The 12826-nt window shown below is 64.7% G+C and carries 11 protein-coding genes; 5 read left to right on the top strand and 6 right to left on the bottom strand.

Features of this window, described 5'->3' with window-relative positions; translation table 11 throughout:
* Nucleotides 1-133 precede the first annotated feature (133 nt).
* The 3 genes from FME97_RS07255 to FME97_RS07265 all read right to left on the bottom strand — a co-directional run bounded on the left by FME97_RS07255 (nt 134) and on the right by FME97_RS07265 (nt 3929).
* Entirely contained in the window at nt 134-394 is a 261-nt protein-coding gene (locus FME97_RS07255; protein WP_141428600.1) for a DUF3098 domain-containing protein, read from the bottom strand.
* Nucleotides 395-1276 carry a cell division protein FtsX gene (locus FME97_RS07260; protein ID WP_141429986.1) on the bottom strand — a complete coding sequence of 294 codons (882 nt, stop codon included), beginning with the start codon at nt 1274-1276 and terminating at the stop codon, nt 395-397.
* A gap of 148 nt (nt 1277-1424) precedes the next feature.
* Nucleotides 1425-3929 carry a YfhO family protein gene (locus FME97_RS07265; protein WP_141428602.1) on the bottom strand — a complete coding sequence of 835 codons (2505 nt, stop codon included), beginning with the start codon at nt 3927-3929 and terminating at the stop codon, nt 1425-1427.
* A gap of 88 nt (nt 3930-4017) precedes the next feature.
* On the opposite strand from FME97_RS07265, the gene FME97_RS07270 reads away from it, so the two are divergent.
* Together FME97_RS07270 and FME97_RS07275 are read left to right on the top strand one after the other, a co-directional pair.
* On the top strand, nt 4018-5007 hold the full coding sequence (locus tag FME97_RS07270; RefSeq protein ID WP_141428604.1) for a polyprenyl synthetase family protein: 990 nt from the start codon (nt 4018-4020) through the stop codon (nt 5005-5007).
* 48 nt (nt 5008-5055) lie between these two features.
* The gene (locus FME97_RS07275; protein ID WP_141428607.1) at nt 5056-6333 is read left to right on the top strand and encodes an MFS transporter; all 1278 of its coding nucleotides are present in this window, start codon (nt 5056-5058) and stop codon (nt 6331-6333) included.
* Nucleotides 6334-6591: 258 nt separating this feature from the next.
* Here FME97_RS07275 and rplS read toward each other — a convergent pair whose 3' ends face one another.
* Complete coding sequence (gene rplS, locus FME97_RS07280; protein WP_141428609.1) at nt 6592-6972, bottom strand: 50S ribosomal protein L19; 381 nt, start codon at nt 6970-6972, stop codon at nt 6592-6594.
* Between the two features lie 385 nt (nt 6973-7357).
* On the opposite strand from rplS, the gene surE reads away from it, so the two are divergent.
* Genes surE through FME97_RS07295 form a run of 3 tightly spaced genes read left to right on the top strand, consistent with a single transcriptional unit; the run spans nt 7358 to nt 9788 of the window.
* On the top strand, nt 7358-8128 hold the full coding sequence (gene surE, locus FME97_RS07285) for a 5'/3'-nucleotidase SurE (protein WP_141428611.1): 771 nt from the start codon (nt 7358-7360) through the stop codon (nt 8126-8128).
* A 32-nt stretch (nt 8129-8160) separates the two neighbouring features.
* On the top strand, nt 8161-9147 hold the full coding sequence (locus FME97_RS07290; RefSeq protein WP_141428613.1) for a sensor histidine kinase: 987 nt from the start codon (nt 8161-8163) through the stop codon (nt 9145-9147).
* 5 nt (nt 9148-9152) lie between these two features.
* Nucleotides 9153-9788 carry a response regulator gene (locus tag FME97_RS07295; RefSeq protein WP_141428615.1) on the top strand — a complete coding sequence of 212 codons (636 nt, stop codon included), beginning with the start codon at nt 9153-9155 and terminating at the stop codon, nt 9786-9788.
* Between the two features lie 123 nt (nt 9789-9911).
* Here the strand turns inward: FME97_RS07295 and FME97_RS07300 are convergent, their stop codons facing one another.
* The gene (locus FME97_RS07300) at nt 9912-11381 is read right to left on the bottom strand and encodes a hypothetical protein (protein WP_141428617.1); all 1470 of its coding nucleotides are present in this window, start codon (nt 11379-11381) and stop codon (nt 9912-9914) included.
* Nucleotides 11382-11409: 28 nt separating this feature from the next.
* The gene (gene cls, locus FME97_RS07305; RefSeq protein WP_141428619.1) at nt 11410-12825 is read right to left on the bottom strand and encodes a cardiolipin synthase; all 1416 of its coding nucleotides are present in this window, start codon (nt 12823-12825) and stop codon (nt 11410-11412) included.
* Between the last annotated feature and the right edge of the window lies 1 nt (nt 12826).

A 12826-nucleotide genomic window follows, 5' to 3' on the forward strand; every position in this document is an offset into this window, starting at 1 on the left:
GTTGTCTGCCGGAACCGACGGATTGTCGCCCGGATGCGTGCGTCTGCCGGAGCCGGGGCCTGCCGGCCCGTCCGAAGGCGCTCCGGCGGGCGGTTTCGGCGGGCTGCGCCGGGGAATGCCGGCTGCCGGAGGATCAGTCGTAGCGTTTCAGGATCGCGTAGATCTCCACGACGAACCCTCCGATGACCAGAATCGGCGCCAGCGTGATGCGCCGCCACGAGAACATGGCGTAATCGAACTCGTCGGGCGAGTCGCTGCCGCCGCCGGCCATGAGGACGAAGCCCAGCACGATGACGGCGAACCCGGCCGCCAGCAGGATGTAGTTGCGGCGCGTGAGAGGCATCCGGGGATTCTCCCCGGCAGGCTCCTGGGCCGTTTTCCGCTCTTTTTTCATTTAATATAAGTATATCTTGTTAGACTTCATGTTCACGAACTTGTTGAGGGCCGCGAAGGTGAAGACCCCCGATATGAGTACGCCCCCTGCAACCATCGCGCCGAGAATGAGGGCGATCTTGCCCGCTTCGGCGATGGTCAGCAGTTCGGGCACGGCTTCGTTGAGCCCATAGACCGCCACGCCGAACAGCACCGAGGCGATGGCTCCGGAGAGGATGCCCTGCGTGACGCTGCTCCCGAGGAACGGGCGCATGATGAACCACTTGGTCGCGCCGACGAGTTTCATCGTGTTGATCAGGTAGCGTTTCGAATAGATCGCCAGCCGGATCGTGTTGCTGACCAGAATGAGCGAGATCAGCAACAGCGCGCCTCCGAAGAGCAGCAGCACCAGCCGGATTTTTCCCACCGTGGCGTGCAGCCGTTCGGCCATGAGCGCCGGGTACGACACGCGGTCCACCCCCTCGATGCGCTCCGCGGCGGCGATGAACTCCGCGAGCAGCTCCTTGTCGGCCGACGCCGGGGTCAGCGTGAGTTCGAACGAATCGAGCAGCGGGTTCTCTTCGAGAATCTCCTCGAAGGCGCTGTCGAACATCTTGCGGAACTCCTTGTCCTCGAGTTTCGCCTCTTTGGGAACGTAGGCGATCGTGGCCACGAGGTCTTCGGCCGCGAGGCGTTTTTCGATCGCGTCGCGCCGCTCGGGCGTCGTCTCCCGCTTCAGCTCCACGGTGACGGCGATGCTCTCCTGCAACGTGTCGGCCACCTTCAGCGCCGCGACCATCAGATACCCCACCGAACCCAGCAGGAACAGTACGAGCGCGATGCTGACCGTCGATACGATATAGGAGTTGCGGACCTTCCGTCTGAGTCGTTTGTCGTCTTTCATCTTCGATTCGTGCCTCTTTTGTTTCATTCGTGTTGCCGGGACCCGCCCCTTCCGGCGCTCCTGCCGTTCCCTCTTCGTGCGTGTGCGGTCCGTTCCGGATGTCCGTTCGCGGCGGGACGGCGGTCCCTTTTCCTCTGCCGGGAACGCCTCATGCCTCGTCGGTTCCGCTTTCCGGCCGTTTCCTGCGGCGTTTCCAGCAATACCCCGCCGTCGCGGCGGCTCCCAGCAGGATGAGCGCTGAGCAGATGCCCGTCACGCCCTCGGCCGCCGCCCAGTGCGGGGCGCGGAACCTCCATTCGACGGTATGTTCGCCGGCCGGCAGCCGCATGGCCCGCAGCACGTAGTCGGCCCGGAAGTAGGGAGCTTCCTCGCCGTCCACGTAGGCCGTCCAGCCCTTGTCGTAGTAGATTTCGGAGAAGACCGCGAGGGCCTCTTCTGGGGCCGAGTATTCGTAGCGGAGGTAGTTGGGGCGGTACTCCGCGAGGTCGATCCGGGCCGAGGCGTAGATACCCGTGGGCATCGGGCGCGCCGCGGCGGGCGTGTCGGACGACGTGACGGCCGTCGTGCGGAGGTTCACCTCGCCCAGCAGGGCGATCTCCTCCTGCGCCGAGGCGGCGCGGACGAGGCTGTCCACGAACCATGCCGCCCCGAAAGCCGTCGTGCGGCGCTGCGCTTCGGGGGCGCCCTCCTTGCCGGGGACGATCAGATAGCGGGTGTTGAGCATGTCCAGCACCCCGTCGTCCAGTTGCGAGAGGTAGCGGTCTATCAGGTCCTGATAACGTGCCAGCTTGGCTCCGTGGTATCCGCCGACGGAACGGTGGAAATAGGAGGTCGTGGCGTCGTTGAAGGGGCTGACCGTGAGGTTCAGTACGCGGTATCCCGGATCGCGGTCCTGCAGGATCGTCCTGTCGGCGTCCGTCTGCGTCACTTGCCTGCGGCGGGGCGAGGTGAAGTTGTCCGCGGAGAGGAACCGCAGGTCCACGGGAACGAGGTCCGTCAGTACGACGGCCGCCAGCAGGGCCGTGAGCGCGTATTTCCCGATCCGCCGCAGGGCGAAAAGCGCGACGGAGCCCGCCGCGAGCAGGATCATCAGAAGCGACCTCCAGGCATCGGAGCGCATCATCGCGGCGCGGTCGGCAGCCATCGCCGCGCCGGTGGCGTCGCCCCACTCGGCGTCCGTGCCGCGGGAGATGTATTCCTGCATGTCGTTCGCCTCGAAGATGCGGCGGAACTGTTCGGTCATCATCTCCGCGCTTTCGGCGCGCCCGAAGTCGAACAGCGAGCCGCCGGCCACGGCCAGCAGCAGGCAGACGCCTCCCGTGACGCCCGCCGACCAGGCCAGTGCGCGCAGCAGGTGCCGGCGCGGAACGTCTCCGCTCCAGAGCCGTGCGAGGGCCAATGCCCCGAGCGCCGGCACGGCCCACTGGACGACGACCAGCGTCATCGAGACGGTGCGGAACTTGTCGTATCCGGGCAGGATGCGGAAAGCCAGCTCCGTGAAACCCATCAGATTGCGGCCCCAGGCCAGCAGGATCATCACCGCGCAGACGGCGACGATCCACCATTTGTTGCGGCCTCCGGCGAGGGCGATGCCCAGCGCGGCCAGGAACACCGCCGCCGCGCCCAGGTAGGTCGGGCCGCCCGTATAGGGCTGCGTGCCCCAGTAGGCGGGTAGCTGCTGCGCCGCTCCGCGCAGGCCGTAGCCGTTGAGCAGGGCGGCCGTCTCCCCGTCGGCGGGGAGGGTCGTGCCCGAGTCGCGGCCCATGAAGTCGGGCACGAGCAGGTTGAGCGTCTCCGCGCGGCCGTAGCTCCACGCCGTGGCGTAGTCGAGCGCCAGTCCGTCGCCGGAGCTTTCGCTCCCGGAGGCCAGCTCCGAGCCGCCGCGGATGGTCTCCTTCGAGTGCTGGGCCGTGTACCAGAGGGGCGCGAAGTTCGATCCCGCGGCCAGCAGGCCCGCCGCGGCGAGCGCCGCCGTGCGCAGGGTGAAGTTCCGCATCCGTCCTTCGCGGAAGGCCGCGACGGCCTCGCTCGCCCAGAATGCGGCCATCGCCACGAGGAAATAGTAGGTGATCTGCGGATGGTTGGCGCCGATTTCGAGCGATGCGGCGAGGGCCGTGACGGCCGCGCCGCACCAGACGTTGCCGCGCAGGGCGACCCATGCGCCGCCCATCATCAGGGGCGCGTAAACCAGCGCCCACATCTTCGTCACGTGCCCGGCGCCGATGATGAGCAGGAAGTAGGTCGAAAGACCGTAGGCCAGCGCCGGAACCGTGCCCACCCAGGGGTTGACACCCGCCATGAGCAGCATGCACCACATGGCCGTCATGGCGAAGAAGATGAATCCGGCGGGGGTGTCGATCGCCTTGACGATCTGGCCTGCGGTGCGTTTTACGAGCTGGGCCGGGTAGGCGACGTTTATCAGGTAGGCCGGCATGCCGCCGAACATGCCGCCGGTCCACTGCGGGTCTTCGCCCGTCGAGGCGCGCATGTCGGTGATGTCCCGGGCCATGCCTTCGTATTGCAGGACGTCGTGCTGCGGCAGCACTTCGCCCCGGAACTGCGGGGCGAAATAGAGGGCGCTCACGACGAAAAACAGCGCGAGGGCCGCCGCTGCGGGAAGCAGCCTTTTGAGAAATCCTTTCGAAAAATCCATTCCGTCGATTCTTTACCGATTGCCAAAGGTACGAAAAAATAGCGAGAGTGCGGTGTGCTCATTGCGAAAAATGACTATCTTTGCGGATATGATTACACTCGATGACATCCGCAGGCCCGTGACGGCCGAGCTGGCTGCGTTCGAAGAGTTCGTCGAACGGCAGTTCACGGCCGAAGGGGAGTTGCTGTCCGACATGCTGCGCTATGCCCTGACGGCGCGCGGCAAGGGCATCCGTCCGCTGCTGGTGATGCTTTCGGCGGCGATGAACGCTCCGGTCAAGGGGGCGGCGGGCGGACGGCGCGCCTCGCTGGCGGCGATGCTGGTCGAAATGATCCACGTGGCCTCGCTCATCCACGACGACGTGATCGACGAGGCCGACACGCGCCGCGGCAAACCCTCGGTCAATGCCCGCTGGCAGTCGCACAAGGCGGTGATTCTGGGCGATTACATCCTGGCTAAAAATATGAATATCGGCCTGCAGAGCGGGCAGTTCGATCTGGTGACGCACGTATGCGGCTCGATGGCCGCGCTGTGCGAGGGCGAGGTGTTGCAGGACGAATGCGCCGCCGAACGCAGCATGACCCGCCGGACCTACCTCGACATCATCTACAAGAAGACGGCGAGCCTGCTGGGCGTCTCCGCGTCGGCGGGGGCGCTGGCCGTGGGGGCCACGCGCGACAAGGTGGCGACGATGCGCCGCTTCGGCGAGGCGGTGGGCATGGCCTTCCAGATTCAGGACGACATCCTGGACTATACCCCCTCGGCGCAGACGGGCAAACCCGTCTGCAACGACCTGCGGGAGGGGAAGATCACGCTGCCCCTGCTGACGGTGCTCGACCGCGCGTCGGAGGAGAGACGGGCCGATCTGCTGGACAGACTGGCCCGTTGTCACGAGGACGACGAAGCGGTGGAGTACCTGCGCCTTGCGGTGGAGCGGGAGGGCGGACTCTCCGCCGCGGCCGAGGTGATGCAGGGCTATGTCTCGCGGGCCGTGGGGATGCTCTCCGACTACGACGACTCCGACTACCGCTCGGCGCTGGTGAACCTCTGCGCCTATATCGTCGAACGCGACAGATGACCGCAAATCCGGACAAACGATTATTAACCTAAATAACAGATCAACTCTATGGAACAAAAGAAGAATTACACATTACCTATCATCATGATGTTCGCGCTCTTCGCGATGATCTCGTTCGTCACGGGCTTCGCCAATCCGCTGGGCGTGATCGTGAAGAACCAGTTCTCGGTGGCGAACTGGATGTCGCAGCTGGGTAATGCGGCCAATTTCATCGCCTACGCCTTCATGGGTATTCCGGCGGGTCTGATGCTCAACCGCATCGGCTACAAGAAAACGGCGCTGGCGGCCATTGCGGTCGGTTTTATCGGCGTGGGTATCCAGTACCTCTCGGGCGTGGCCGGCAGCTTCGCGGTTTACCTCGTCGGCGCGTTCGTCTCGGGTTTCTCGATGTGTATGCTCAATACGGTGGTCAATCCGATGCTCAACACCCTCGGCGGCGGCGGCAAGCGGGGTAACCAGCTGATCCAGTTCGGCGGTTCGCTCAACTCGATCTCGGCCACCATCGTGCCGATTCTGGTCGGTTATCTGATGGGCGACGTGGCCCGCGCGACGATCAGCGACGCTTCGCCCGCGCTGTTCATCGCCATGGGTATCTTCGCCGTGGCCTTTGTCGTGCTCTCCATGGTCTCGATCCCCGAGCCGTATGCTATTGAGGAGAAGGCCGCCGAGGCGAAGAAGGACAAGCACAGCGCGCTCTCGTTCCGTCACTTCGTGCTGGGCGCCGTGGCCATCTTCATCTATGTGGGCGTCGAGGTCGGCATTCCCAACTTCATGAATCTCTTCCTCACCTCCACGACCGACGGCGCGGGCATGGCGGCCGCGGCCGCGGGTTCGCTCGTGGGCACGTACTGGTTCCTGATGATGTGCGGCCGTCTGGTCGGCGGCATCATCGGCGGCAAGGTCTCGAGCAAGTCGCAGCTCTCCGTGGTGGCTTCGGTAGCCATTCTCTTCGTGCTGGTGGGCATCTTCTCGCCCGTCACCTCGACGGTTTCGATGCCTGTCTTCACCGGTACGGGCTTCGGACTGGTGGAGGTTCCCGTCGGTGTCATGTTCCTCACGCTCTGCGGCCTCTGCACCTCGGTCATGTGGGGCGGCATCTTCAACCTCGCCGTCGAGGGCCTCGGCAAATACACCTCGATGGGTTCGGGCTTCTTCATGGTGATGGTCTGCGGCGGCGGTATCCTTCCGCTGATCCAGGGCGGCGTGGCCGACTTCGCGGGCTACCTCTCGAGCTACTGGGTCGTGATCGTGGGTCTGGCCTACATCCTCTTCTACGCCCTCGTGGGTTCGAAGAACGTGAACAAGGATATTCCGGTGACCGACTGATCGGCCGTTTCCGGAACGCAGAACGGGGGATGCCGCAGCGCGGCGTCCCCCGTCGGTTTTCGGGCGCGGCATTTCCGTGCGGAATCGTTTCCTGCCGTCCGGTGTTTCCTGCGCCTGTTTCCGCGCGGCGCGTTTCCGGGGGCGTTCTCTTCGGCGCAGAGCTTTCGGGTGCGGCCGCCTTGCCGCGGCCGGAGAGGATGCGAAAAAACGGGACATTCATTTCGAATGTCCCGTTTTCCGTTTCCGGGCAGGTGCGGATTACTTCTCCGAGCTGCTCGTCATGCGCTTCTCCTTGATACGCGCCTTCTTGCCCGTCAGATCGCGCAGGTAGTAGATGCGGGCGCGGCGGACCACACCGATCTTATTGACCTCGATCTTCTCGATATGGGGCGAGTAAAGCGGGAAGATGCGCTCGACGCCCACGCCGTTCGAAATCTTGCGGATCGTGAACATCTTGGTCTTGCCCTGACCCTTGATCTGGATAACCACGCCGCGGAAACTCTGCACGCGCTCCTTGTTACCCTCGACGATTTTGTAGGATACGGTGATCGTGTCACCGGCCTTGAACGACGGCACGTCGGCGTCCGTCTTCGGCCACATCTGCTCGTTTACGAGCCGGATGATTGCGTCTTTGTTCATTGTTGCAACGAATTTTGAGTTTCGCACCCGACATTCCCGCTGCGCCCGGACTACCATACGGACCCCTTGTCCGTAATCCCGCGGAACCGCTCCGCCGCATCCCCGCCGGTCCGCTTTCCGTTTCCGGAAAGTCTTCCCGCGCGTCCGCCGCATCGTCCGCCGTCGCCGTAGCGCCCAATGAAAGAGGTCGATATACGCCCTGTTGGGGTTGCAAATATAGGAAGAATTTTCCGAATGGCGCAACTATTGCCTCGAATTCCGCTTCGGTCGGAGGATTTATCGCTATCTTTACGGGCGATTTCCGGCCGGGATTCCGCGGAGCGGAGCGGTTTGCGCCGCTTTCGGGGCCGCGGGTCCGTTTCGCCGGAACGGAACGAAAAAGACTATGGAAGAGAGACTGATACTCGTGACCAACGACGACGGTTACGATTCGCGGGGCATGGAGGCCGCCGTCGAGGTGGCCCGCACCTTCGGGCGCGTGGTGGTCGTGGCGCCCGAGACGACGCAGAGCGGCATGAGCCAGGCCATCACCATGTATAGTCCGCTCTACCTGCGCAGCGTCCGCGAGGAGGAGGGACTGGCGGTTTACGCCTTCTCCGGCACGCCCGTCGATTGCGTGAAGATGGCTTTCGACTGCCTGCTGCGCGACGAACGGGTCGATCTGGTGCTCTCGGGCATCAACCACGGCTCGAACTCCGCGGTCAATGTGCTCTATTCGGGGACGATGGGCGCGGCCATCGAGGGCAGTTTCTACGGCTGTCCGGCCGTGGGACTGTCGCTCGACGACCATGCCGCCGATGCCGATTTCGAGGCGGCGGTGCTCTACGGCCGGCGGATCGTCGGCGCGGTGCTGGACCGCGGTGCAGAGCTGCCGCTGTGCCTGAACGTCAATGTCCCGAAGGGACGGCCCGGCGAGGTGCGCGGCGTGCGGCTCTGCCGGCAGAACCGCGGCTTCTGGCGCGAGGAGTTCTTCCGCCGCGAGGATCCGCGGGGCCGCCCCTACTTTTGGCTCACGGGCGAATTCGTCAATGGCGAGCCCGGAGCGACCGACACCGACGAGTGGGCGCTGGCGCACGGCTACGTGTCGGTGGTTCCCGTGCAGGCCGATCTGACGGATTACCGGCAGTTGAAGCGGCTCGACGGGATGTTCGAATGATTTTTTCGCTATCTTTGTGAAAAACCGCGGTTATGCTCATCAAGATCCTGCTCGTCATCTCGATCATCGTCCAGACGCTGGCGACGGCCTATGCCCTGCGGCTGGTGCGTGCCACGAAGTACAACTCCGTGTGGATACTCTTCATCGTGGGCTTCTCGCTGCTGACCATCGAGCGGCTGGTGCAGTTGCTCATGGATATGGGCGTGGAGATCGTTCCGCGCTGGTGGTTCGCCTACCTGGGCGTCACGGTGTCGATCTGCCTGTCGATCGGGGTGATGTACGCGCACAAGCTCTTCAAGTATATCGACCGCCTGAATCACCAGCGGACGCTGCTCAACAAGCGCATCCTGACGGCCGTGTTGCGTACCGAGGAGAAGGCCCGGTCGCGTTTCTCGAAGGAGCTGCACGACGGGCTGGGTCCGCTGCTCTCTTCGGCGAAGATGTCGCTGACGGCCCTTTCGCGCGACGAGCGCAGCGCCGAGCAGCGCGAGATCATCGACAATACGACCTATGTGATCGAGGAGGCGATCCGCTCGCTGCGCGAGATTTCGAACAACCTTTCGCCGCACGTGCTCAACGATTTCGGACTGGCGCGGGGCGTGCGGAATTTCATCGACAAGAGTGCGGCCATGCACGACGTGAAGATCCGCTTCACGACCAACCTCCGCACCGAACGTTACGATACGGACGTGGAGGTGATCCTCTACCGGGTGATCTGCGAGCTGATAAACAATTCGCTCAAGCATTCGGGCTGTTCGTCGATCAACCTTTCGCTCTCGCAGAACGGGCCGGAGCTGGCGCTCGACTATTCGGACGACGGCCGCGGATTCAATCCGCAGGCGATGATGGACTGCGGTATGGGGCTTTCGAACATCGCGTCGCGCATCAATTCGCTCGGCGGCACGTTCGACATCACCTCGTCCAAAGGCCGGGGGATGCGGACGGCGATCCGGATCAACACGCAGGAGGAGGCTCCCGGACCCGCGGAGCGGACGCGCCGGCGTAAAAAAAGAGAGTAATCGGGATGGAGTGCAGAATCATACTCGTGGACGACCATTCGCTCTTCCGCAACGGGTTGCGGGAGCTGCTCGAACGCTGCGAAGGCTGCCGCGTCGTAGGCGAGGCGGCCAGCGGCGAGGAGTTCCTGGCGATGATGGAGGGGATGGAGGCCGACATCGTCTTCATGGATTTTTCGATGCCGGGCCTCGACGGCGCGCAGACGACCGAGCGGGCGCTGGCCCGGCGGCCGGAGCTGCGGATCATCACCCTGTCGATGTTCGGCGAGGAGAGCTACTACTCGCGGATGGTCGAGGCCGGAGCCCGGGGATTCCTGTTGAAGGATTCGGACATAGGCGACGTGCTGGAGGCCATCGGGACGGTGATGGGCGGCGGAAGCTATTTCTCGCCGCAACTGCTTTCGTCGCTGACGGGACGGATGCGCACGCGCGACGACGCGGCCGACGACCAGCTCTCCTCGCGCGAGCGCGAGATTCTGGTGGCCGTCTGCCGGGGGCTTTCCAACCAGGAGATCGCCGACGAACTCTTCATATCGAAGCGCACGGTCGATAAGCACCGTGCCAATATTCTCGAAAAGACCGGCTGCAAGAACACCGCGAGCCTGGTGGTCTATGCCATCCGCAACGGCATCGTCGAAATCTGATCCCGCAGGAGAGACCGGTCGGGCCCCCTGTCGCCGCGCTCCGCCTCCGGTGCGGGGCCGGATCGCGCGGCCGGGGCGGGTCGGCCGGGTTTCTGCCCGTCGGGGTATCTGTCCGCCGCGGCGTCACTCGCCGGTGTCGAGTCGGATCGTGTAGGTCTTTCCCGGTTCGAAGCCGGGATCGTAAATCAGCAGAAAGTTTTCGTCCACGGCGGCATTCCATGCCTGTCCGGCCGCGAGGCGGGGATTCGGCAGCCGCTCGGGGAAGAAGTAGCTGAAAGGCAGCCTGCCCACGTGCTCCTCCTTGAACCGGCCGCCCGCCATGCGCTCGGCGTCGAATGCGGCGGAGGTCGTCACCGTCAGGATGCACTGTCCCTTTTCGTGCCGTTCGTTCACGGTGAAATCGCGTTCGGCGGGAAGTTCCCGCAGCCGTACGTCCCATGCCGGGTCGCCATAGAACGCCAGTACGTCGCGGTCGAAGAAGAAGCCCGTCTCGTCCGCCGAGAGTTTCCGCCCCGCGACGCTGTCGGCCCGGACGAAATCCTCCTCGGCGAAACCCTCCTCGCCGAACGGGAAGGCCCGTTCGCCCAATCCGGGACACCACTCCTCGAGCTGATGCAGCATGTCCTGCTGGTTGAGGTAGAAGGCCTCGGCGAGCGTGTAGCGTCCGGGCGTCGTCAGCCAGTATTTCAGTCCGCCCCATCCGTTGCGGCCGTACCAGGTCGGGACCACGTAGCCGGCCATCGCCGCGGCGTTCGCGCTGTTCATCCATGCGACGGCCATGCTCCCGCGCGTGTTGTCCACGTTGCCGATCAGGCAGTTCCCGATCGGCAGGAACACGCGCCGCTTGTCCGACCCGGCCAGCGGCGTGCGCTCCTCCGGGAAGTCGGCGTAGAGCGCTCCGTCGGCGCACCGCAGGTTCCCCACCGAGAACGGCATTTCGAGGTTCCGTTCCGTGGCGTGCGAGGCCGTGGTGACGAGATCGGGATCGAGCCGGGCGTAGAAGTCGCAGAACTCCCGCAGCAGGTCGGGCCGCCCGTCGGGCAGCAGCCGTCGCGTGCGGTAGTGGGCAACGGAGTCTTCGCCCGGACGTTTCACGCCGCAGCGGCCCGCGTCGCGGTCGTCCACATAGGCGAAGGCGTCGAACCACTTGCCGCTGCCCACCTCGCGCAGCGTGCTTACGGCGCTCCGGATGACGAGCGGTTCGCGGGCGTTGCGCACCATGCGCAGCGCCGCTTCGGCGTCGTATCCCGTGATGACGCCCCAGAGGTAGTCGGCGTAGATGTCCCGGTCCGCCTCGCGGCTCATGCGGTTGAGCTCGATGATGTAGTCGCGCCCGATGCGTTCGGGCCGGTCCACGAAGGCCACGTAGCGGGGCGCCGCGCAGCGCAGCGCGGGCAGCGCCTCGCGCACCGAATCGCGGTAACGGATCACCCGGGCGCCGGGATGGCTTTCGCGGAGCGCTTCGACGACGGCGCTCCACTGCGGGTCGTCGGCGATACCGGGTCCGGCGACGATCGCGTAGTCCGATGCGGCCGGGGCCTGCGTGCAGGCGTATGCGGCGGCGGAGAGGAGAAACAGCAGGATTCGTTTCATATCGGGTTGCGGTTTTAGGTTGCGGCGGTTACATGAGCGGCGAGAAGACGCGCATGAAGGATTCGGCCCAGCGGCGTCGGCGCGGGCGGCGGAACCACTCGCCGGGCGTCACGGCGTGGCATTTCGCGGCGTCGGAGTCGAATATCGCGGCCATGCGGGCGGTGAACTCCTCGTCGCAGACGAAGGCATTGACCTCGAAGTTGTGCTCGAAGCTGCGGAAATCCATGTTCGCCGAGCCGATCACGGTCAGCGCGTCGTCGGCGATGAGCAGCTTGGAGTGCAGGAATCCCGGTTCGTAGAAGAGTATCTTCACGCCGGCGCGCATCATGTCGTCGAGGTAGGAGTGCGACGCGAGGTCGATGAGCTTCGAGTCCGAACGCGCCGGGAGCATCAGCCGCACGTCGGTCCCCGCCAGCGCGGCGGTTTGCAGCGCGGTGTTCAGCACGTCCGAGGGGAGGTAGTAGGGGGTCTGGATCCAGACCCTGCGGCGGGCGTTTGCCACGGCGTAGCTTTCGGCCTGGAGCAGCGTGCGCCATTTGCCGAAGGGGCCTCCGGCCACGATTTGCAGGATGTCGTCCGTGTAGCGTTTCGCCGCGGGGAAGTATTCCGGACCGGCGATATGGCGTTTGGTGGTCGCCGACCAGTCGCTCAGGAAGGCGATCTGCAATCCCGCCACGCCGCTCCCCTCGATCCGGAAATGGGTGTCGCGCCACGAACCCCACTCCGTGCCGCGCACGTAGCGGTCGGCGATGTTCATGCCGCCGATGAAGCCCGTGCGGCCGTCGATGACGACGATCTTGCGGTGGTTGCGGTAATTGACCTTGCTCGTGAAGCGCGGGAACTTGACGTGCAGGAAGGCATGGACCTCGATTCCCGCCTCGCGCATCTCCCGGAAGAACGCCTTCTTGACGCCGCTGCACCCCACGTCGTCGTAGAGAATCCGCACGCGGACTCCCTCGCGGGCCTTCGCGGCGAGCGCGTCGCGGAGGCGGCGGCCCGTCTCGTCGTCGCTGAGGATGTAGTATTGCAGGTGGATGTGGTGGTGCGCCCGGGCGATCTCCCCGAGCAGCGCCTCCATCTTCGCTCCGCCGTCGGTGTAGGGGGTGATGCGGCTGCCGTAGAGCGGCACGGCATGGCATGTGCGCCGGAGCAGTTGCGCCAGCGGACGGTACTGTTCCGGCAGGTCGGGACAGCCGGTGTGTTCGGCCTCCTCCAGTTGCAGGGTGATCCGTTTGCGCGTGCGGCGCGAGATGATGCGCTGTTTCGAGAGATTCTGTCCGAAGAAGAAGTAGAAGACGAGCCCCGCGACGGGCGCCAGCAGCAGTACGATGATCCACGGCAGGGTCTTCAGCGGATTCCGGTTGTCGGTGATGATGACCAGCACGATGCCGAGAATCGTGACCGTGTAGAGCGTGAGGAACGTGTATGTCAGGATTTGCTGCATG

This window comes from Alistipes dispar (assembly GCF_006542685.1).
In the GTDB taxonomy this organism is placed as follows: domain Bacteria; phylum Bacteroidota; class Bacteroidia; order Bacteroidales; family Rikenellaceae; genus Alistipes; species Alistipes dispar.

Bases quoted from the DNA above. Each gene is read 5' to 3' on its own strand.
- FME97_RS07270 (WP_141428604.1), top strand. From the start codon at position 4,018: ATGATTACACTCGATGACATCCGCAGGCCCGTGACGGCCGAGCTGGCT.
- FME97_RS07300 (WP_141428617.1), bottom strand. From the start codon at position 11,381: ATGAAACGAATCCTGCTGTTTCTCCTCTCCGCCGCCGCATACGCCTGC.
- FME97_RS07265 (WP_141428602.1), bottom strand. From the start codon at position 3,929: ATGGATTTTTCGAAAGGATTTCTCAAAAGGCTGCTTCCCGCAGCGGCG.
- FME97_RS07255 (WP_141428600.1), bottom strand. From the start codon at position 394: ATGAAAAAAGAGCGGAAAACGGCCCAGGAGCCTGCCGGGGAGAATCCC.
- FME97_RS07295 (WP_141428615.1), top strand. From the start codon at position 9,153: ATGGAGTGCAGAATCATACTCGTGGACGACCATTCGCTCTTCCGCAAC.
- FME97_RS07290 (WP_141428613.1), top strand. From the start codon at position 8,161: ATGCTCATCAAGATCCTGCTCGTCATCTCGATCATCGTCCAGACGCTG.
- surE (WP_141428611.1), top strand. From the start codon at position 7,358: ATGGAAGAGAGACTGATACTCGTGACCAACGACGACGGTTACGATTCG.
- cls (WP_141428619.1), bottom strand. From the start codon at position 12,825: ATGCAGCAAATCCTGACATACACGTTCCTCACGCTCTACACGGTCACG.
- rplS (WP_141428609.1), bottom strand. From the start codon at position 6,972: ATGAACAAAGACGCAATCATCCGGCTCGTAAACGAGCAGATGTGGCCG.
- FME97_RS07275 (WP_141428607.1), top strand. From the start codon at position 5,056: ATGGAACAAAAGAAGAATTACACATTACCTATCATCATGATGTTCGCG.
- FME97_RS07260 (WP_141429986.1), bottom strand. From the start codon at position 1,276: ATGAAAGACGACAAACGACTCAGACGGAAGGTCCGCAACTCCTATATC.